Consider the following 21,440-nt stretch of genomic DNA (forward strand, 5'->3'; position numbering starts at 1 on the left):
TATAAGTAAAAGATATTTTGGGAGGAAAGCATGAGAACATCTAATCCAATGTTAAAAAAAGACAAATTCCATAAAGAGAAGACAAGCGCTTCTACGATGACAATAGGTGGAACGATAGGAAAAACATTCATTTTGCTTATCTTACTTCTTGCAGCGTCTGTCTATTCATACGTACAGATGACACAAGAGACAATGAAAATACCCGTGTTAATTGGAATTATAATAGTTACTCTAATTGTCGCTTTTGTGGTTATATTCGTTCCGCGCATATCCCCAATTTGCGCACCGATTTACGCAATATTACAAGGGGTTTTATTAGGAAGTATTTCATCATATTATACAATGCGCTTTGGTGATTCTATCGCTTTAACTGCCGTATTACTAACAATTTCGATTTTATTTTCCATGTTACTGTTATACGCAACTCGAATAGTAAAAGTAACTAAAAAGTTTCGTGCGGTTGTAACGGTTGCAACACTTGGAATTTTTATTATGTATTTTATTGTTTTCTTATTGAGCATCTTAGGGGTGACTGTTCCATATATTCATCAAGGTGGGACAATTAGTATTATCATAAGTGCAATTGTAATTGTTGTTGCTGCACTAGATTTATTACTAGATTTTGATTCGATTGAACATGGTACTCATAGTGGAGCACCAAAGTATATGGAATGGTACAGCGCAGTAGGACTTATGATGACATTAGTATGGTTATACCTAGAGATCCTTCGTCTGGTTTCTTACATTATGAAAAACAAAGACTAGAAAACATCCTGCATGGTTCAAACATGCAGGATGTTTTTGTATTTCGTAGTATCAATTAGGTCACGTTATGTAGAGAAAGAAAAATTTCATTTAGTGCGTACTTCAAAACCTTAGCTTGATGGCGATGGGGTCACCATATCAAAAAAAGATAATTGTACGTTTAGACATATTTTTCAACCATTTCCTATTCGTTAAGGAACTCGTTATTTTTTTACAGTTTTTTATTATGAAATTCTAAATAACTAATTATAATAGGTGAGAAAAACGATCAATAGTTGGGGTACGGAAAGGATTCGAATTTACATTCTTTCTCAATACATATCATGGATAAATAAAGTAAAATATGGGTTGGGGCTATGTCTCATGTTGTGTTAATCCTAACAATAACTAAGGGTACATAATATACTTTCATACCTTTGAATAATTTTGTTATAGAAGGGGATGGAGATTTAACTGGCTCAAATTGTTGGTATTAATAGATACCTTTGTACTGGGGCTTTAATCTATATGCGTGAGGGCCTTGCCCTAAGTTTTGTCAGGAAGTAAGGAACAGTAAGCAAACACTTATACAATATGAATAGAGGAGAAGAATGCCATATGAAAATACGTAGTCAAATTACATGTGCAAGTCTGGCCCTTTTAATAGCTGGAAGTTCCCTGTTATATACAACACCAACCTCAATTGTAAAAGCAGAGCCCACTCAAAATGTATCTAGTTCGTTACAAACAAATACTCAACGAGATCGTACTTCCGTCAAGCAAGCAATGCGGGATACATTGCAACTTGGATACCCGGGGATACTTGCTAAAACTTCTGAGGGTGGAAAAACGTGGGGGTATGCCGCTGGAATAGCGGATCTGAGAACCAAGAAACCAATGAAAACAGATTTTCGCTTTCGCATTGGGAGTGTGACGAAGACGTTCACCGCAACAGTTGTACTTCAATTAGTTGGAGAGAATCGCCTGAAGCTAGACGACTACATCGAAGACTGGTTGCCTGGTGTCATTCAAGGAAATGGGTATGATGGTAACAAGATTACTATCCGGGAGATATTGAACCATACAAGTGGTATCGCTGAATACTCAAGGTCAAAAGACGTTGATTTTACGGATACAAAAAAATCGTATACGGCTGAAGAGTTAGTGAAGATTGGGATCTCTCTTCCCCCAGACTTTGCTCCAGGAAAGGGCTGGTCTTATTCAAACACAGGATACGTATTACTGGGTATCCTTATTGAAAAAGTAACTGGAAACAGCTATGCGGAAGAGGTTGAAAATCGAATTATTGAACCACTTGAATTGTCGAATACATTCCTACCAGGCAACTCAAGTGTTATTCCAGGCACTAACCATGCCCGTGGGTATGTCCAACCAGACGGAGCAAGTGAGCTAAAAGACGTTACTTATTATAACCCAAGTGCAGCTAGCTCTGCTGGAGATATGATTTCTACGGCTGACGACTTAAACAAATTCTTCTCTTACTTGCTCGGTGGCAAATTACTGAAAGAACAGCAACTAAAACAAATGCTTACTACAGTTCCTACAGGAAAAGAAGGAATCGATGGATATGGTCTTGGAATCTATGAAACTAAGCTTCCAAGCGGTGTCTCGATATGGGGACACACAGGTGGCATTCTAGGGTTTACTACTCTTGTTGGAGGTACACTTGGAGGCAAGCATACGTTGGTCGTCAATTGGAATAGTTTGGGTAGAACTAACAGTCCTAATCCTTTTAAAAAAATTTTACTTGCTGAATTTAGCAAGTAGGAAAAAAGGAAAAATTTATCGTAGTTTTCATAGTTAAAAATATACTTTTCTGTTTCAAAAGCCCCAACTTATTTTCAAGAAAAATAAGTTGGGGCTTTTTTTGTTTTGGTGGCGTTTATTCTTCTTAAGTTGATGGGCATGTGGTGTTACCCCATTGCCATCAACCTAAGAAAACAGTTCATCCCCAAAACGATAAATAAGCTTTTTCGTTACAAGAAATCCTAAAAATTTCGTTCTGGGGGTGTAATAAAACTTTAGGTTGATGGGCATGTATGGTGACCCCTAATTGCGATGTGGAAGGCTAAAAAAGACTAAAAACTAATACCATTCTTTTTAATAAGTTGATAACAAACATAAATCGTAATGATTATTATTTATTGCGAATTTCGAAAAGATGTATTATACTAGGTTCGCAAACTAAAACGTAATCATTACGCTTTGCGTCGAAACGATATTTTCTTCATAGAATTGGAGGAAATAAACTTGTAAAAAAGAAAAGAGGAGAATTTCATGCCAAAAAAATTAACTATGTTTTCATTCCTACTTATTTTTACTTTAATTTTTGCTGGATGTTCTAATAAAAAAGAAGGTGCAGTAAAAAAAGATGAGAAACTTTCTGTTTATACAACTATTTTCCCACTTGCTGATTTCGCAAAAAAAATCGGTGGTGACTATATAACTGTTAAAGCAATATATCCACCTGGTGCAGATTCTCATACATTTGAACCAAGCCAAAAACAAACAGTGAAAATTGCGAAAGCCGATTTATTCATTTATAACGGTGCAGAATTAGAACCGTTTGCTGAAAAAATGGAAAAAACATTACAAAAAGAAAATGTTAAAATTGTAAATGCATCAAAAGGCATCGAACTGCGCGCAGCAACCGAAGATGAACATCATGATCATGGAGATGGACATAAAGAAGATGAACATCATCACGATAAAGACCCACACGTGTGGTTAGATCCTATACTAGCGATGAAACAAGCTGAAAAAATCAAAAATGCTCTTGTAGAAATACAGCCTAATCATAAACAAGAATTCGAAAAGAATTTTGCAGCACTTCAAACTAAATTTACAGATTTAGATGATCAATTCAAAGCTGCTGTAGCAAATGCAAAAACGAAAGAAATTTTAGTTTCTCATGCAGCCTATGGTTACTGGGAACAACGCTATGGTTTAAAACAAATTCCTATCGCTGGGATTTCAGCTTCTGATGAACCATCTCAAAAAGAGCTTGGTGAAATTACAAAAACAGTTAAAGAACACGGGTTAAAATACATCTTATTCGAAACGTTTTCTACTCCAAAAGTAGCATCAGTTATTCAGAAAGAAACGGGTACAAAAGTTTTACGCTTAAATCACCTTGCTACTATTTCTGAAGACGATGCGAAGAATAATAAAGATTACTTCACTTTAATGGAAGAAAATGTTAACTCTTTAAAAGAAGCAACACAATTCGCATTGGTTGCAGAAAAACCTTCTGAAAAGCAAGAGCAAACAACTGAAATTCATACACATGAAAATGAACACAATCACAATCACAGTCATAGTCATGCTCATGATAAAGCAACAGAAAGAATTTATGAAGGATATTTTGAAGACAGTCAAGTGAAGGATCGACCACTCTCCGATTGGAAAGGAGACTGGCAATCTGTATATCCGTATTTACAAGATGGAACGCTTGATGAGGTATTTGCTCACAAAGCGAAACATAAAGGTAAAATGTCAGCCAAAGAATACAAGGAGTATTATAATGAAGGATATCAAACAGATGTGGACCGTATCGTGATTCAAGGAGATACTGTAACATTCTACAAAAACAAAGAAAAATATTCTGCCAAGTATATCTATGATGGATACAAAATTTTGACATATGATGCAGGGAATAGAGGTGTAAGATACATATTTAAACTAGCAGATAAAACAGAAGGAGTTCCTCAGTATGTTCAATTCAGTGATCATGGCATTTATCCGAATAAAGCTGATCACTACCACTTGTATTGGGGTGACAACCGTGAAGCTTTATTCGATGAAGTTATACACTGGCCTACCTACTATCCATCGGATATGGATGGACATGATATTGCGCACGAGATGATGGCGCATTAAATTAGGAGTCACGATAATTACTTCTTTGAACAATATATAAAATTCAAATATTATCAATCTAGAATTATATTTTTATAGTAACAAATGATTTAATGAGATTAGGAATATAAAATAACTAAATATTTAACGATAGTAAGAGCGTGTTTTAATAACAATTTTTAAAGCACGCTTTTTATTTACTCTGTTATTAAGTTTATTCCAGATGTATCATTTACGCTTGAAATGCTGCAAATTATTTTTTATATTCAATCACTTTAGCAATTGTAGAGTAATTAGAATATAACTAATAGCATCTATCGTAAATGATATGACAGAACATTTGTGTATTTCGAATTCCTATAGAAAGTAACTTTTTGATTTTTCACAAAAGTTACCTATCTAACTATCCAACAGAGCAGCTAGTTAATAAAGCTAACTGCTCGTTGTACAAAAGAAACACTGCGCTTACAGAAATATTTTGTAACTGAAAGTTACAGTGATAGTATGAACAGGGGTGAAAATATTATTCTGAAATGAAAGAGAACCAGCCTAAACAAACACTTCATTTTGTACATTAAAGTAGTTAAAGCAATTTGCTAATGACTTATTGTATAAAAATAATTAGCGCTTAAAAACAGTGAATTCTATCTTAAAGTTTCAATAAAAAAATCAATCATAATTACACCTCTTTAGAAAACTTGTAATTGTGTTTGTGCTACTGTTATAACAGAGCATATATACTTGAAAATAGTGACCTGTAGCTAAATTGTAATAATCTTAATTTTGTGCAATAAAGCAATTAGTAAATGGAACTAACTGCTTTATTACACCTTACAAACCCACACTTACAGCAATGATTTGTAACCTTAAGTTACAAACTTACTATAAATCATATTAGAAATAGTATGTGAAATGAAAGTGGATTTAATGAGTATTTTATATCTTGTACTTCTATAGACAAAATATATTTATCATCAAATCATTTTTTTATTTTTTTTATAGACAGGGTGTACCTAATGGTAGTATTAAATATTTAATGAAATTGCATTAACGATAGGATAATGCTTGTTTCCCTAATGCTTCCCACGATTGAATGAAAATTTCTTGGTTTACTTTGTGTGCTTTTTTCACAGTTAATGGGTCATTGATATAAATGTATTTGTCCTCCAAACCTACAATAACAACAGCGTGTAAATCCAAAGGAGCTGTAATTTTTTTGTCATCATGTTTCCAAGACTCCCATCTATCTGGAAGGCGATAATCTCCTGTAGTCCATACTAATACAGGTTTACCGAGCTTAATTTGAGCTAACACAGTATTAAAGGTTTTTCCTGTTAAGTTTACTGTGCGATTTGGTAGATAACGTTCCATCAATTCTTGTAACGGTTGAACGTGGACAGCGTACCCTTTATTTTTTCCAGTTATATCTCCGACAAAACCTTCTTTAGGATCTCCCCATTGAATGATGTCTCCACTTTTATTTGTAGACAGTGGAGTAGGATCTTTTTTTATCTCGTTAGCTAAATCCATTTTATTAACTTTAATGCCTGCATGCTGTAATACCATCGCTAAGCTTGTAACTTCGCATCCATATTTTAATTCTGGCTTTTGCGATATAAGCGGCACATCTAAAATTGTTTTTTTAGTGGCTGGAGTGGGGGCTGATTGCAAAGATTTACTTTTGGGAATAGAATGTGTTGTATTTTGAATCAATTTGTTATCTTTTTGTTTAACTTGTAATTCATTCTTTTTAAGAGAGGGTGCTTTTTCAGAACATCCCGCTAAAATTAAAACTAAGGCATACAAAGTTATAAACCTTTTCATAGCATTCACCTTTTTAATAGTACTTACTTGATACCATAATATTCTATTATCCGATATTTTTTAGAGGTGTAGAACGTTTAATCAGCTTCCTTTTATGCAACAAAGTCCAACTAACTACGTTTAGTAAAAAGGAAGATCACGCGCACCGAGTAATAATTTGTGACTTTAAGTCACATTTATAGTATAAGCGAGTTGAGGTGAGCTATGCAGGGATAAAAAGTATTAGAAGCTTTATTGCAAAAATGACTGATGAACAAGGTATATATCTGTCTAAAATGTTTCGTTAATCAAAATGAACTTTTTTGAACAGTTTATGTTTTACGAAGAGAGAAATGTATATTGAATCCTTTCACAAAATAGGAAGTGAGTATATTTCTTTCTTTTTATACAAATTATTAATGGTGAAATACTTATGAAATCAATAGCTTTTACTAAGAGATTATAAATTGTTGAGGTGATTCTATACATGCCAAAGTTAGCTGTAGAGGGATGTAGTCTTTACTACATAGTAAAAGGAGAAGGGACTCCTATCATTTTTATTCACCCGCCTACACTTACCTGTGAAAATTTTGAATATCAGATAGAAGAATTATCTAGAAATTTTAAAGTAATCGCTTTTGATGTTAGAGGACATGGGAACAGTCAGAGTTCAAGTCAGCCAATTACGTATTCACTAATTGCTAAAGATATGAAGAGTTTACTGGAATATTTGGAAATTAAAAAGTTTTTTGTATGTGGGTATTCAACAGGAAGCTCAGTAGCCTTGGAATTTTTACTAACATATCCCGAAAATAGTTTAGGGGCAATTTTAATAGGTGGAATGTCAGAGGTGCGTAAAGGGTACTTAAAAAACAAGATTTCTCTTGGTGTCCAATTGGCGAAAGCAAGAGCAATTTCATTTTTAGCATTTGCCATTTCGTGGGGGAATTCTAATACAAAAAAAATATTTAAAAAAATGTTTCGAGAAGCTCGGAAAGGTAATGCCAAAAATATCGAACAATATTATCGTTATAGTTTGCATTATAATTGTACCAATCGCCTTAAAGACATTCATCTACCTATGTTATTGGTTTATGGACAAAATGACAAAACTTTTTATAGTCATGCAAACTTACTACATGAAGAATTGCCATATAATGAATTAAGATTTATTACTGGTACAAAACATCAAATACCAACAAAAGCGGCTACAGAGTTAAATCAAATGATTGAGCAGTTTGTTGGTACTCATTCTAAGGTGTCTAAAGAAGTTCTTAAATCATAAAGTATTATCTCAAATCTAAAAGGGATTTAAAATTAATATTTTCAAAAAGGATAACGGGATGAGTTTTGTTACCAACTTAAAAAATTATGATGAACAGTAGATCAATTAGAAATGAAATCGTGGAAACAGGGGATTTCGAAAATTAAAGGTAAAAAATCGACCATGAACCTAATGGACAATGAAGGTATGAGTTAGAAGATGTTAAAAAGTTAATTCGGATTACCATATCCAAAAAAGAAAATTGTACGTATTAAACCAGATTAGCCGATTTCCTTTAAAACAAGGAATCGGCTATCTGCTTTTTTATGGGGTTGTTGTCTTTTAATGGTGACAATTATTAGTTTGGATTACTTTGTTTCTTTTGTGTGTTAGGCGTAATTTCATCAGCAAACTCCATATTTGCCAAATTTACTTTGGGTGGAATAAATGTTCTTGTTTTATTTTGAAAACCTTGAAACGTATGTTTTATAGGTCTTATCATACTTGAATTACGTGTTGCTAATACACCCAAAACTGTTCCTAGCCCTAATAAAGAACCCCAAATCCATCCTTTATTGTTCTTCTTTTTATTTCCGAATAACTCAAACATTTGTTGAGTTATTTTTTTAGAATTGAATAGTGACATCAAAAAGTTAAGGATATTCATTATTGTCCCCCCCTGAAAAAAATGGTAAAAAGAAACACTCGTTTCAATTTCACATAATTTATAATGCGATATTTTATAGAGATTTATGATGCCAACTTATACTAATAATTCTTGTCTTTCAAACCAGGACTTTCTAATATTATCCAAGTGTTTTTTGCTGAAATAAGAAAAATAATTTTATAAAAAAATCAAAAAGGAACTGAAAAGTTATGTATTATTGGATTGGAAATTTATCTATTATTTTTCAATATTCGGTTATGTAATGTCGAAAGGGTGAGCAACGCAAGAATTGAGCCTACTAAGGCAAGTGACATATCCCATTGTGCATCCCATATATCGCCTTGCATACCTAAATGACGTGTATTATAAGAAAAAGGGTTACTGCGGTAACCCTTTTTCTTATGACATTGACGGGGATTGAGTTCAACAATATAAAAATTCGGTTTCTTAGCGTACAAAACTCACGTTTTGTTCTTGCTATCCCGAGGTGAAATGGGAGGGAATGTTTTTGGGTAGGATATTTTTAAAGTTATTTTTTAAATCAATCCTATTTGTTTTCTTATGCGGTATTGTTGTTTTTTCTATATTTCAGATTATTTTTGTCTGGAGTGTTTCGACAGGATTAGGAAGAGATGATATAGTCGGGTTTTCTGATAATAAATATGTAATTGGTCGTCCACCTGTTAGCTATAATTTATATAAAAAAGATAGTGGGGAAACTATATTAGATAATGTTATTGGTTATAAAAAAGGAAAAACTAAAAGCTAGGAATGAAATTGAGTTTGTAGTGATAAATGAGACAAAGGGTAGCTATGAATTGTATGAAATAGAAAAGGCTTCAGAAAAGGATATAGAACGGCTGAAAGAAATGAAGAAATTAGAATAAAAGAGACTATCTGAAAGATAAAAATGTCCACTAGTTATTATTAGATCTAAAAAATGGTTTAGACTGATAACTGGGATTTATTTTATGAAAAGAATTATTATTAAAATAAAGCATTAGGGGTTCAGTCCCATGCTCTCAAGCTAATATTTTGAAGTGTCCTCAAAACGAAAATTTTCTTCGTTTTGGGGAACTATCAATTTCTTAAGTTGATGGGCATGGGGTACAGACCGCAAAACGAAAAAAAACAAGCTAAGGATTTTCGAGCCATTTTAACGCTAATTTAAATTGTGTTGCATTGGGTGCTATAAGGAAATCGAAATAACACTTCTTAGCAAAATAAAAAATAATAAAGAAGCCGAATTCCTTAACAGGTGGAATTCGGTTTCTTACTACAATATTTAACTTTAATTAGGAAAGGATTGTCCACTTTAAAAGATAATATATTTATTTATATTTCGGATCGAAAGGTTTTACCTAACTGGTTACCAAGACCAAAATAATGACGGAAATTATATATAAGTGGGCTCCATTTATTTGGGTCAATATGATTTTCTTCAAGAATGATTTCCTTATGAGCGTGTACATGTATAGCTTGTGTCTCAACAATTGCAAAATCAGGAGAATAATCAGGAATTCGAATATGTTTCACCCTTGCCTCAATTTGAATTGGACACTCCATAATTCGAGTAGGTTTTACCGATTTAGACTCAGTAGGTGTTAATCTACTAATATCATATTTTTCTTTTTCATATGTAAATCCATTCTTTTTCTTATAATCTGGAACGGGATTTTTCCCTGTATAGAGGGCTAATTGTTCAACATTCTCCCATAATGAAGGACTTGGAACGTTGATTACACATTCAGGATGTCGTTCTAAATTTTCGATAGCTTTACCGCCAAGTCCAATCCCTAATATAATACAATCTCCTAATGCCCATGATGATGACATAGGGCTAATGTTTACTGTTCCATCTTCATTTAGTGAATTTAGTAAAATCACAGGAGTTCCGTAGTATAGAATTTTAGGTTTAATAATCTCTGTGTTTGGAACCTGAGCCATTTTTTTCATCTTTATTTCTCCTCCTATTCATATGTTCTTCCTTATTTATTGTAGAATATAAACATTTCGATTATCATCGAAATATGAATTACATTAGGGGGAATTTAAAATGAACGCAAATCCAAATGTAGCAATGATTGCTACTCTTGTGAGTGAAGCTTCTCGTGCAGCAATATTAACAGTCTTATTAGATGGTAGATTCCACCCTGCAAGCGAATTAGCATATATGGCAGGAATCAAACCACAGACGGCCAGTTTCCATTTGACAAAAATGGTCGATGCGAATGTAGTTATAGTTGAAAAACAGGGGAGACATCGATATTATGGAATTCGAAATCCGGAAGTTGCTCAAGTTATGGAGTCATTTTTATCAATAGCTCCACCAATTGAAATTAAATCATTAAAACAGGCTTCGGAAGATAAAGCGATGCGTTTTGCAAGAACATGTTATGATCATCTTGCGGGAAATTTAGGAGTACAATTAACAGATTCTTTAATTAAAATAGGTGTTATTTATGAAGAAAAGGACGGGTTTACTGTTACTGAAAAAGGGGAGTCATTCTTTACAAATTTTCAAATTGATCTTGAAAGGGTTAAGAAAAAGCGTCGTTCATTTACACACAAATGTTTAGATTGGAGTGAAAGACGTCACCACCTTGCGGGAGCATTAGGAAATGCCCTTCTAGAAAGATTATTAGAACTAAATTGGGTTCAACGTTTACCTAAAACAAGAGCAATAAAAATCACTTCTGACGGGAAAAGGGACTAAAAGAAACATTTTCTTTTGATATTACAAACAACTAAGTTTTGAATATAAAACAGCCGATTTAGTCTTAAAGGGGTTAAAGTTGGCTATTTTTTGTTGAAATTTATTTAACGTGGTTTTTTTCCGAAATGCTGGCGGTACCCCATCGCTATCAAGCTAAAAAACAATAAAGTTTGATTAAAATTATATAGTTATTTGGTGATAATAAAATTGTTTCATTTATAATAAGATCATTAAAAAAATTAATAAAGTTATTCAATTTATTCTGACGGTAATAATAAAGTAATTAAAAATTGAAAATATTTGTTTGGAAAATACAGTTACTCATTTGCGATATTTACGTACCATGGAACAACTAATTACACTGTCTACAACTGATATTCTCTTTGATTTCGAATGTCTTACAAACAAAAAAATAGCACGAATGTTCGTATGAAGGTATAATTATAAGTATCTTAAAATCAAAGGAGGTCTTGCCTTATGAGTCAAAGAATTTCCTACTATGATGTTGCACCTGATGGCATGAAAATTATGATGGATATGGAGAAGTACACTAAGAAGTCTACAATTAATCGAATTACTAGAGAACTTATAAAGATTAGAGTCTCTCAAATTAACGGTTGTGCTTTCTGCATGGATATGCATACATCCGATGCTCGTAAGATAGGTGAAACTGAACAACGAATTTATTGCTTGAATGCTTGGAATGAATGTGATTTTTATACACCTGAAGAGAAAGTTGCTCTTGAACTATCTGAGCATATTACTCTAATTCCCACTAAAAGAGTTCCTGAAGACCTATATAAGCGAGTACGTGAACACTATGACGAGAAACAATATGTTGACCTTGTTCTGGTAATTAATCAAATCAACAATTGGAATAGAATTTCTATTGCAATGGGAAATACAGTAACTAAAAAATAATTGCTCTCAACGAACGGTAAATAAGAATAAAGTTAAAGGTGTTTAAAAATCACAATACAATTGTTTCATTTTTCTTTTATTACGCAGTTATCATAAACTGTGACATAACCAAATTTTTGAAATTTATTGTTTCATCCTTTATAGCTTTTATAATAATATTATCCTGAAACACGAAGGGACTGAACTATGCGCAGATATCAATATCTTGACCCCAAAATAAAAACATAATGGAGGTAAAAATATTGATTACAGAACTACAAACCGAAAGATTAATTTTAAGAAAAATGAAAGCATCAGACTCAGCTAGCATGTTTACAATTTGGTCTGATCCAGAAGTTACAAAATTTATGAATATCAATAGTTTTACTGATGAAAGCCAAGCGGTAGATATGATTGAAATGCTTGATAAGTTATCTCGGGAAAACAGGGCTATTCGTTATTCAATAATTGAATTAGAATCAAATGAAATTATCGGTTCTTGTGGTTATAATTCATTTGATTTCAAAAACGCCAAAGCAGAAATTGGTTACGATATTAGTAAAGCTTTTTGGGGGAAGGGATATGCGCCAGAGGCCATTCTCTCTTTAATAGATTATGCGTTTAGTACTTTAGAATTTAATAGAATAGAAGCAAAAGTTGAATCTGAAAACATCAATTCAATAAAAGTATTACAAAAGTTAAACTTTACATTCGAAGGGACAATGAGAATGTGTGAAAAATCTAATGAAAAGTTTATTGATCTAAGTATTTATTCAAAATTAATAACAGATTAACTTCTATTTAATATCCTACATTCTTTAAAATGTAGGATATTAAATACTCTCAAAATGAAAAAATACGTTATTCTTTCTGTAGAATCATAGGAAAGGATAGCGTTTTTTGTATGTCTATTTCTGTATCTGATGAATTACAACTATTTGCTCAAGAGATTCAAAGCTTTTTATCTCCAAATATCTTACGAGATCTTGCTAGAGATGTTGGTTTTGTACAACGAACCAGTAAGTATCAAGCAAAAGATTTGGTAGCTTTATGTATATGGGTGAACCAAAATGTAGCTATGACTTCTTTAACTCAGTTATCTAGCTGTTTAGAAGCATCAACAGAAGTACTTATCAGTCCTGAGGGACTGAATCAATGATTTAATAAGGCGTCCGTCCAACCTTTACAACACCTCCTAGCGGAACTACTAAGCAAAAAATTGGCCGCATCTATTCCGATTTCTTCTCCATACACTTCTGTTTTCAAGCGTATTCGTATTTTAGATTCAACTGCATTTCAACTCCCTGATGTATTTTCATCGGTTTATCCAGGTGCAGGAGGATGCAGCCATACAGCTGGGATGAAAATTCAACTTGAGTATGATTTGTTAAGTGGACAGCTCCTACATATTCATACAAGGTCTAGATAAACAACATGATCGCACTTACGGCTCTCTGTGTGTCCCAACTGTGATAGCGAATGATTTATGTATCCGAGATTTAGGTTGTTTCCATTTAAAAGACCTTCAATATATACAAGATAAAGAGGCCTACTATATCTCTCGTATTAAGTCGAATACACGTATTTATCAAAAAAATCCTAACCCTAATTATTTTCAAGATGGAAGAATTAAGAAAGGTACAGAGTATATACAGATAGATATAAGAGTTAGTTTTTTTCCTTTAGGGCAAGGCTGGTTTCAACCTTGTTTTTCTCTTGTAATTCCCTTTAATAAATAAGAATATTCTAAAAAAAATTTATAAAATTACCTAATATTTACAGAACCTTCGTCACTATCATATATTTAAATGGTAAGAATATTCTAATTAAAAAGGGGTGTTTTAATGTTTAAGAAATTAGTTATAGGGGCATTAACGATGGGTGTTTTATTAACCGGCGGAATTTCAGCAAACGCAAGTGAACTATCTGTAAAAGAAAAAAATAAAGAGGCTTATGCTCAATCTTGTAGAACAGTTTATTATAATGAGCACTATGGTGAAAATGATTATATTCCAAATTACATTACAAGAGAGATAGAAGGTCAATCTATTGAATTTAAAATGGTATCAATGACGAAAAAAGATGGCGAAAATTTTTGGCGAGTAAAATATAAAGGTACATTATGTGAGTAAGACAAGCCGATTACGTTTAAAAAGCACTCATTTCGAGTGCTTTTCTTGTATGAGGGCCTATCTACACTCGGAAAATACCTTTCATCATTATAAAGAAAAAATCCATATAAAACCAATAGGTTTGTGGATATTAAAACATTACATTTTCTATATTCTATGGTAAAATTATTAATTGAGGGTACAATTTTTCAAGAGAAAAAGGCAAACAATATAAATACTTTCTGAAAGTGTTCAATTCAAGTTCAACAAAAAGCATTTGCTATTCTATAGCAAATGCTTTTTGACAAATAATTACGTTTCTTATAGTATAAAAAGGATTGAGTGGGCGAGACTCAGTCTTTGTGTGAATTTCATTCATCTAAAAAATCCTGCTTTTATGGTGGGGTTTTTTATTTTGTTTTTAGCATAAAAGCCTCAGCATACATGCCCATCAACTCAAGAGATTTTAATACCCTCAAATACCCAAAAACGTTCTCCTTTCTAAATAAGATAAATTAAAAAGGATGACGTTTTCTTATGAATCCCTCGATTCAAGATGAACTACTACCATTTGCAGAAGAATTACAACGATATGTTACACCCGTATTCTTCGAAGAACTTACAAGAGAAATCGGATTTATAAAACCAAAACGGAAGTTTTCTGGATCAGACTTAGCTGCCATTTGTATGGGCAACTGATCGTCATTCTAATTTGTTCCTCTATTATGTTTCAAATGCGGAAGTTACTTCTCATTAAGAAGTAACAAGAGCTGAGTGAATATAAAGCCATCTATATAATTAAAGACTATTTTTCTTTCTATTTCAAGCCAAACAAAAAGATACCCAGAAAGTATCAAAGATTCTTCTTCGTCTGTTCAACCTCCTACAGCGAAACGGACGAAAATCGCATTGATATGAGAAAAAAGCAGTCTTTGATACATTAGGTGTCGTTTATGATTGTACTATTTCTGATGTTCAAGTAGCTTAATAAAAAAACAAACCCGTTAGGGTTTGTTTTGCATGCGAATTTTTGAACAGTTTACTCTGTTCCCTTATAAAAAGTAAAAAAATGCTTCTGAAAATTTCCTATCATAACCTTAGCTTGATAGCGATGTGGTGCTACCCCATGCCCATCAAGCTAACAAGAACGAGTTACCCCAAAACAATAAAAAGTGAGCAAAATGTACAAATTTTTCGTTCTGAGGGTATTATGAGATCTTAAGTTGATGGATGTGTGGCGAGACTATATGAAAGAAGGTTTTGCTCTTTTAACCAAAAACGGTCGTTTATGGTTAGATGAACTACTTACAGCTTTTTATGTAGTGCCTATTTTTTAAGATGTAATAAAAGGTAGAACAGTTGTATCATGAATTTGCCAAATTCCTTGTATTTGTTGTCCCATATGGAAGAATCTCGTATATTTTTGCAGCAAGTGCCTGAGGAGACTCCCTTGACCCTCTTTTAATCCAATCGGTAACAATATTGAAGATACCGCCTGCTAAAAACAGGATTTGCATTCTGCTCATGTCATGATTGTGCGTAATGTCCGCTTGAAAGACCTTTTCCATTGTATAATTCAAATACTCAAGCATCATACTAGATATATTTAAATCAATTAACTTTCCTGACGGCTTCTGTGCAGATACAAACCCCTCTATGATATATTCAATAATTAGCTGCATACTTTCATATGGATCCAAACTATCAACCCCTTTTAAGAATTGTTGAACAATTTCATCCACAGATGCTTGCACCACGTCGTAAACGTTTCGGTAGTATTTGTAGAATGTGACTCTGGCAACTCCAGCCTTTTTACAAATAGCTGTTACGGTTATATCTTGCAATTTATGTTCATGCAACAGTGCGCTCAATGCACAATTGAACAAAAATAATAAAGTGAAAGTCTTGTTTATACAACAAGGCTTTTTATGTATTGCATTTTTATTTGTATTTTGTATACTAAACGTGAGTTTCCCTTACAGTAGGCAATTTTTCAAATTCTATGAAAGCCAACTAATCTGATAATTATGTATGGTAGCAAACAAGCTCTTATGTCTACGGATATAAGAGCTTGTTTGCATATGAATCACTCTTTTATGTACAATGAAAGAAAAACATCATATGAGATGGGGAGAGGAAAACCCATGTCCAATCAACAATTAGTGAATTTACGCATTGATTTCGCTTTTAAACAATTATTTGGCACAAGTGGAAATGAAGATATTCTCATTGCGTTTTTAAATGCGATGCTACAAGATTCTTTAGAATCACCCATTGTTTCGTTACAACTGGAAGATCCACACTTGCACCGCGAACATGAAGAGGATAAATTATCGATTTTAGATATTTCCGCTACATTAGATACAGGAACAAAGGTAAATATAGAAATACAGCTGAATAACAATCATGACATGATTAAGAGAAGTTTGTATTACTGGGGAAGGCTATATACATCCCAACTACAAAAGGGAATGCCATATAGCTCTCTTCATAAAACAATTATGATTAATTTATTAAACTTTGTCATGTTTCCAGAATATGAAGCATTCCATACAACAGGAATCCTATGGAATCAACAGCAACAAAAGAAGTTAAGTGATGATATTGAAGTTCATATTGTGGAGATTCCAAAACTCATGCAACAGTGGCGAAATGAACAAATAAATCCCTGAGAAGATTCGTTTGTTCGTTGGTTGTTATTACTTCCAGCGAATGAGGATGAACAATTAACCCAAACATTGGAGGATATTGCGATGAACCAAGACCCTATTTTACAAAAAGCAATGAATAAATGGGAACGTATGAGTCAAGATTCTTCTTTCCGACAAGCATATGAAGCAAGGGAGAAAACGTTGATGGATGAAGCCGCAAAGTTTGCTCATGCTCGTAATGAAGGGAAAAAAGAAGGTATTCAAGAAGGGGTTCAGCAAGGGAAAATACAAATGATTAAAGGTATGCATGAACTGGGTGTACCAATTGAAACGATTGCTAAAGCAAGCAAGTTAAGTGTGGATGAGGTTGAACGTATTCTAGAAAAAAAAGAATTAGTAGAAAAAGAAACGAAGTCAATATGACTTCGTTTCTTTTTTATATGACCCTTTATTAGAGCAAAGCAACGATTATTACTTTTAGGGGCCATTCGCAAATTTAAATTGACAGAAGTGAAATTCCATTCACTTTTCATGTTGATTTTTATAACATTTATTAACAGAACTGACTTCTACTAATTATAATTTACATTTTATCGAGGATTATTTGTCTTTTGTACCATTGGTTTAATTTATCTCTTGCAGCTCCAGAAAGACGTTTTGTTTTTTTATTATAGAATCTCGAAAGGGTTGTCTGTGATATGCCTATTTCTCTTGAAAGCTCTCGCATGGTTATGTTCTTTCGTACGTGCATAAATTCAATTCTATTCCGAATTAAGATTTCATAATACTAAAGAAGCTGTCAATAGTCAGATTATCGTAACAGTTCCTTTTAAGAGACATACTTAGAGGAATCTTGCGTTCTTTTAAGACATAGTCACATTTCTTCATTTAATAGTGCTGACTTAAATCTTTTTATAATTTTTTTCATGTTAATACAATTATCATCATGTTTCCTTCATAAGTGGTTTGTACCTCCATATTACATCTTATTTCACTAAATCCCTTTAAATCTTATAAAAACTCTTATTTATATAAAATATTACATTTAACGACTGGAAAAAATTAAAAAACACCATAAATCCATAAAATTTACCATAAATTATCTAGTTAAATTCTTAATATTTTATGAAGTAAGTAACATTTGTCTAAATTTAGCATAAAGAAGAAAGGAGATGTTTCAATTTTTCTATGTTACTTACAGCTCATTTATATACAGAACGTATTCCAATGAAAAGGAGGGCAAAGGAGGAAAAGTTATGAAAAAAAACATATCATTATTTTTAACAATTCTTTTATTCTTACAGTTATTTTCACCAGGATTAATTACTTTGGCTACATCCCCTGTCAAAAATATAGAACATAAATTACAAACAAAAGAAACAGCTAGTATGTGTTTGAGAGAACATGAAGGACAAATAAATTTCCAGTGGCCACTTAATAAAAAGAAAGTAGATTTTGTTATTGTGCAAGATGCTAGTGGAAGTTTTAAAGGTTCTATAGGAAGTGTAAAAAGTGCATTAAAAAAAATTGTAGATCAACTAGATCCACAAAATGATCGTGTTATGGTAACGAGTTATCAAGATTATAAGGGGTTTAAGGGGATAAATGGTCAATTATTAAACAATAGTGGACCAGGAGTCAAAACAATTTTACAATCTGGATTAACTCATAATCTAGGGGCAGCAAAGCAAGGGATTGATAGAATTAATCCTAATAGTGGTACCCCAACTGCGAGTGGTTTACAATTTGCTTTACAGCAATATGAAAAACAAAAAGGGGCAGATGATCCAAATCGTGAAACAATCTTCTTACTTGTCACAGATGGTGTTGCAAATGTTCAAACAGATGGATATATTCATAAACTATCAAATCAAGTAAGGGATTGGTCAGGACGAGATTGGTCTTCTGAGTATGCACAAGATTACAAGGGAGCTTTAGGAGAGGTTAAAGAAAAAGGTCTAAGCATAAAAAACAAAGGATATAAATTAGTCACTGCTTTTTGGGAAAATAAAGAAACCTTAGCAGCAGCAGATCAGTATTATGATAAATATGACCGTGAGGTTGGTCCTTACTCAAGAAATATACTTGAAAGTATGGCAACGAAACCAGAATGGTTTGTGTTATCAAATAATATTGAAGAGTTCTCTAGAAAGTTAATTGAAACAGTAACTCAAGTTACAAAAAAAGAAAAAGATAAGATGATTCTAGATATTTATAAGAATCTGCAAGTAGAGGATGTAAAAGTATCCGGGCCAAATGGAATGACTACAAAACCTGTGATTAATAATAATCAAATTACTTGGGATTTAGAAGGACAACCAGAGGGGAATTACACAATTACTTATAAGGTGAAAGAAACAGCACCTCAATCAAATGAGTTTAATGTTGCAGGAGGCTATTTTATCTCATATGATGAGAAGTTTGAAATTCCTATTGTAAAGGCACAAGGTAATCCCAATGCGTCTAATTGTTCAACTGATATAACGAAAAAAGTTTCAGATTCAGATGAAAAATTGGTGGAGGCAGCATCGTTAAAAGCATTGGATGAAAAATTTACATATGATGTGAATTTTAATTTTGGATACGATGTAGCAAAAAATCAAGAGATTATTTTGCAAGATGATTTAGAAGATATTTTAGATATCCTTGATACAAAATTAATAAATAAAAATGGCGAGGAAATTGCAGTAAAACCTGTGATAGATAAAGAGAAATCTAGTGTTATCTACAGAATCCCACAAAAAAATGGATCCTATGATTATCTAGCAGGACAACAATATAAGTTAACCATCACAGCAAAAATTAGACCTGGGATAAATACCGAAATATTGAAACAGTTTATCTCAAAAGGTGGTATTCCAAATACAGCACAGATGATATTAGATAACAAGCCATTGGAATCTAATAAAGTTACAGTAACTCCACCAATTGAAGAACCAAAAGTTAAAAAAACCGTTTCTGATCAGGATGAAACTGATGTGGAGAAAGCTACTCTATTAGATAGAAAAGAAAAATTTACTTGGAATGTAAACTATGAATTTGGGAATACCCCAAGTACTTATGATTCCATTGTATTACAAGATGATCTAGAAGATATTTTAGATATTGTTGATGTAAAGGTTGTCAACAAAAAGGGTGAAACAATAAAAATTGAACCGAAGATTGATCAAATTTCAAAAAAGGTAACTATAGAACTTCCAAAAAAAGACGGAAGTTATACCTATTTAGCAGATGAAATCTATACAATGCATATTACCTCAAAAATTGCAGACAGTGCATCAAATGAAGAAATTGCAAAGTATATTGCTAAGGATGGAATTCCAAACAAAGCAGAACTTTTATCAAATCATATACCGACAATTTCTAACGAGGTATATGTAAAACCACCAACAGAAAAGCCAAAGGTAAACAAAACGGTTTCAGACCAAGATGAAAAAGAAGTAGAAAAAGCAATTTTAAAGGAAAAAGATGAAAAGTTTACATGGAATGTAGACTACAAGTTTGGAAATGATACGGCGAAACTAGAAAAAGTTGTATTGCAAGATGATTTAGAAGACATTCTTGATATTTTAGAAGTGAAACTGGTTAATGCACAAGGAAAGGCAATTGAAGTTACACCTAAAATTGATGAGAAAACAAAACGAGTAATGATTGAACTTCCAAAGAAAGATGACAGTTATGCGTATTTAGCAGGACAAACATATACAATGTACATCGAATCGAAAATTACGGATACGGCATCTACTGAAGAAATTGCAAAGTATATCGCCAATGGTGGGATACCAAACAAAGCGGAACTATTGTTTGATAATAATCCTACAGCCTCTAATGAAGCTAAAGTAGTACCGCCAACAGAAAAACCAAAGGTAAACAAAACAGTTTCAGATCAGGATGAAAAAGAAGTAGAAAAAGCAATTTTACAGGGAAAAGATGAGGAGTTTACATGGAATGTAGACTACAAGTTTGGAAATGATACAGCGAAACTAGAAAAAGTTGTATTGCAAGATGATTTAGAAGATATTCTTGATATTTTAGAAGTGAAACTGGTCGATGCACAAGGAAAGACAATCGAAGTTGCACCTAAAATTGATGAGAAAACAAAACGAGTAATGATTGAACTTCCAAAGAAAGATGGCAGTTATACGTATTTAGCAGGACAAACATATACAATGTATATTAAATCGAAAATTGCAGATTCTGCATCTACTGAAGAAATTACAAAGTATGTAGAAAAAGGTGGAATTCCAAACAAAGCAAAGTTATTGTTTGATAATACTCCAACGACTTCTAATGAAGTTAAAGTAGTACCGCCAATTGGGAAGGTTGAGCTTGAAAAAGTTGATGCGAAAAATTTAGATGTAAAATTAGAAAATGCAGTGTTTCAAATTTTAGATAAAGATGGTAAAGAGGTTGGAATTTTAACAACTGATAAAAATGGAAAAGCAATTTCTGGACCATTATTATTTGGAACCTACAAAATTAAAGAGATAAAAGCGCCGAATGGATATATGTTACTAAGAGATCCAATTGAGGTAGAAATAACATCCAAAACTCCAATACAAAAGATACAAGTAGCAAATGAAAAAAGTGATTGGAATATGCCTGAGACTGGCGGAATCGGGACAACAATCTTTTATGCAATTGGCGTAACACTAATGATAATTGCAACTATTGTATTTTTCCGAAAAAGAAGGAGTTATTAATA

General features: G+C 32.7%; 12 protein-coding genes and 9 pseudogenes. 15 read left to right on the forward strand and 6 right to left on the reverse strand.

Annotated features, from left to right (window positions below; translation table 11 throughout):
- Nucleotides 1-30 precede the first annotated feature (30 nt).
- From AC0OM3_RS11770 to AC0OM3_RS11785, 4 genes and pseudogenes are all read left to right on the forward strand, one after another.
- Nucleotides 31-765, forward strand: a complete 735-nt coding sequence (locus tag AC0OM3_RS11770) for a Bax inhibitor-1/YccA family protein (RefSeq protein WP_474211935.1) — start codon at nt 31-33, stop codon at nt 763-765.
- 597 nt (nt 766-1,362) lie between these two features.
- Nucleotides 1,363-2,532 (forward strand): serine hydrolase domain-containing protein, encoded by a 1,170-nt coding sequence (locus AC0OM3_RS11775; RefSeq protein ID WP_098300500.1) that lies wholly within the window; start codon nt 1,363-1,365, stop codon nt 2,530-2,532.
- A gap of 510 nt (nt 2,533-3,042) precedes the next feature.
- Nucleotides 3,043-3,987: pseudogene (locus AC0OM3_RS11780) on the forward strand (metal ABC transporter substrate-binding protein); the annotation flags it as partial.
- A 27-nt stretch (nt 3,988-4,014) separates the two neighbouring features.
- A pseudogene (locus AC0OM3_RS11785) lies at nt 4,015-4,644 on the forward strand (metal-binding protein ZinT); the annotation flags it as partial.
- Nucleotides 4,645-5,670: 1,026 nt separating this feature from the next.
- Here the strand turns inward: AC0OM3_RS11785 and AC0OM3_RS11790 are convergent.
- Complete coding sequence (locus AC0OM3_RS11790) at nt 5,671-6,447, reverse strand: C39 family peptidase (RefSeq protein WP_474211938.1); 777 nt, start codon at nt 6,445-6,447, stop codon at nt 5,671-5,673.
- Nucleotides 6,448-6,913: 466 nt separating this feature from the next.
- On the opposite strand from AC0OM3_RS11790, the gene AC0OM3_RS11795 reads away from it, so the two are divergent.
- Nucleotides 6,914-7,711, forward strand: coding sequence for an alpha/beta fold hydrolase (locus AC0OM3_RS11795; RefSeq protein ID WP_474211940.1), 798 nt, complete (start codon nt 6,914-6,916; stop codon nt 7,709-7,711).
- A 337-nt stretch (nt 7,712-8,048) separates the two neighbouring features.
- Here the strand turns inward: AC0OM3_RS11795 and AC0OM3_RS11800 are convergent, their stop codons facing one another.
- Entirely contained in the window at nt 8,049-8,357 is a 309-nt protein-coding gene (locus tag AC0OM3_RS11800; protein WP_474211942.1) for a hypothetical protein, read from the reverse strand.
- 230 nt (nt 8,358-8,587) lie between these two features.
- Nucleotides 8,588-8,710, reverse strand: a pseudogene (locus tag AC0OM3_RS11805) (DUF2238 domain-containing protein); the annotation flags it as partial.
- Nucleotides 8,711-8,865: 155 nt separating this feature from the next.
- Here AC0OM3_RS11805 and AC0OM3_RS11810 point away from each other — a divergent pair.
- Nucleotides 8,866-9,244, forward strand: a pseudogene (locus AC0OM3_RS11810) (hypothetical protein).
- Nucleotides 9,245-9,692: 448 nt separating this feature from the next.
- Here AC0OM3_RS11810 and AC0OM3_RS11815 read toward each other — a convergent pair.
- On the reverse strand, nt 9,693-10,313 hold the full coding sequence (locus tag AC0OM3_RS11815) for a flavin reductase family protein (protein WP_474211943.1): 621 nt from the start codon (nt 10,311-10,313) through the stop codon (nt 9,693-9,695).
- 100 nt (nt 10,314-10,413) lie between these two features.
- On the opposite strand from AC0OM3_RS11815, the pseudogene AC0OM3_RS11820 reads away from it, so the two are divergent.
- The 7 genes and pseudogenes from AC0OM3_RS11820 to AC0OM3_RS11850 form a co-directional block, all read left to right on the forward strand.
- Nucleotides 10,414-11,108 (forward strand): annotated as a pseudogene (locus AC0OM3_RS11820) (ArsR/SmtB family transcription factor).
- 442 nt (nt 11,109-11,550) lie between these two features.
- Nucleotides 11,551-11,994 (forward strand): carboxymuconolactone decarboxylase family protein, encoded by a 444-nt coding sequence (locus tag AC0OM3_RS11825; RefSeq protein WP_474211945.1) that lies wholly within the window; start codon nt 11,551-11,553, stop codon nt 11,992-11,994.
- A gap of 242 nt (nt 11,995-12,236) precedes the next feature.
- The gene (locus tag AC0OM3_RS11830) at nt 12,237-12,767 is read left to right on the forward strand and encodes a GNAT family N-acetyltransferase (RefSeq protein WP_474211947.1); all 531 of its coding nucleotides are present in this window, start codon (nt 12,237-12,239) and stop codon (nt 12,765-12,767) included.
- A gap of 110 nt (nt 12,768-12,877) precedes the next feature.
- Nucleotides 12,878-13,667 (forward strand): annotated as a pseudogene (locus tag AC0OM3_RS11835) (IS4 family transposase); the annotation flags it as partial.
- A 150-nt stretch (nt 13,668-13,817) separates the two neighbouring features.
- Nucleotides 13,818-14,105 carry a hypothetical protein gene (locus tag AC0OM3_RS11840; RefSeq protein ID WP_474211949.1) on the forward strand — a complete coding sequence of 96 codons (288 nt, stop codon included), beginning with the start codon at nt 13,818-13,820 and terminating at the stop codon, nt 14,103-14,105.
- Nucleotides 14,106-14,621: 516 nt separating this feature from the next.
- Nucleotides 14,622-14,783 (forward strand): hypothetical protein, encoded by a 162-nt coding sequence (locus AC0OM3_RS11845; RefSeq protein ID WP_474211951.1) that lies wholly within the window; start codon nt 14,622-14,624, stop codon nt 14,781-14,783.
- Nucleotides 14,753-15,072 (forward strand): annotated as a pseudogene (locus AC0OM3_RS11850) (IS4 family transposase); the annotation flags it as partial. The gene AC0OM3_RS11845 and the pseudogene AC0OM3_RS11850, both read left to right, overlap by 31 nt.
- A gap of 376 nt (nt 15,073-15,448) precedes the next feature.
- Here the strand turns inward: AC0OM3_RS11850 and AC0OM3_RS11855 are convergent.
- On the reverse strand, nt 15,449-15,997 hold the full coding sequence (locus tag AC0OM3_RS11855) for a TetR/AcrR family transcriptional regulator (RefSeq protein ID WP_474211960.1): 549 nt from the start codon (nt 15,995-15,997) through the stop codon (nt 15,449-15,451).
- A 231-nt stretch (nt 15,998-16,228) separates the two neighbouring features.
- On the opposite strand from AC0OM3_RS11855, the pseudogene AC0OM3_RS11860 reads away from it, so the two are divergent.
- Nucleotides 16,229-17,158: pseudogene (locus AC0OM3_RS11860) on the forward strand (Rpn family recombination-promoting nuclease/putative transposase).
- A 160-nt stretch (nt 17,159-17,318) separates the two neighbouring features.
- Here the strand turns inward: AC0OM3_RS11860 and AC0OM3_RS11865 are convergent.
- A pseudogene (locus AC0OM3_RS11865) lies at nt 17,319-17,516 on the reverse strand (helix-turn-helix domain-containing protein); the annotation flags it as partial.
- Between the two features lie 475 nt (nt 17,517-17,991).
- Between AC0OM3_RS11865 and AC0OM3_RS11870 the strand changes: the two are divergent.
- Nucleotides 17,992-21,438: an isopeptide-forming domain-containing fimbrial protein gene (locus AC0OM3_RS11870; protein WP_474211953.1), complete on the forward strand. Its 3,447-nt coding sequence runs from the start codon at nt 17,992-17,994 to the stop codon at nt 21,436-21,438.
- Nucleotides 21,439-21,440: the final 2 nt, after the last annotated feature.

Source organism: Bacillus sp. FAU20, assembly GCF_056033865.1.